We start from the raw sequence: 643 nt of genomic DNA, 5'->3' as shown, positions 1-643 counted from the left end.
GTTTAAAGACAAGTCTGCACGTTACGCGAACGACGTAAACGTGGGTCTGTTTGATTACCCAGTGCTAATGGCAGCAGACATCCTGCTTTACGGCGCACACCAAGTGCCAGTAGGTAGCGACCAGAAGCAGCACCTAGAATTAGCGCGTGATATCGCAACGCGTTTCAACAACATTTACTCGCCAGAAAGCCCAATCTTCACGGTGCCTGAGCCATACATTCCAACGGTTAACGCACGCGTAATGAGCCTTCAAGATGCGACGAAGAAAATGTCGAAGTCTGATGATAACCGTAAGAACGTTATCACGCTGCTTGAAGAGCCAAAATCGATCATCAAGAAGATCAACAAAGCGCAAACGGATACCGAAACGCCACCAAGCATTCGCCATGATGTTGAAAACAAAGCGGGTATTGCAAACCTAATGGGTCTTTACTCTGCAGCGACAGGCATGAGCTTTGAAGAGATTGAAGCGAAATACAAAGGCGTTGAAATGTATGGCCCATTCAAGAAAGACGTGGGTGAAGCGGTTGTTGCGATGCTTGAGCCAATTCAAGAAGAATACCGTCGTATTCGTGCAGATCGTGCGTTTATGGATGAAGTGATGAAGCAAGGCGCGGAGAAAGCATCGGCTCGCGCGGCGGAA

1 protein-coding gene is annotated in these 643 nt (G+C 48.4%); it reads left to right on the top strand.

Annotated features, from left to right (window positions below):
- Positions 1-643 (top strand): tryptophan--tRNA ligase (gene trpS / locus R7Q09_RS26345; RefSeq protein ID WP_318143966.1); only part of this gene is annotated, 643 nt, incomplete at both ends.

This window comes from Vibrio sp. 2130-1 (assembly GCF_033339515.1).
Note: the sequence above shows the minus strand (reverse complement) of the source record. Positions and strands in the feature narration are given on the sequence as shown.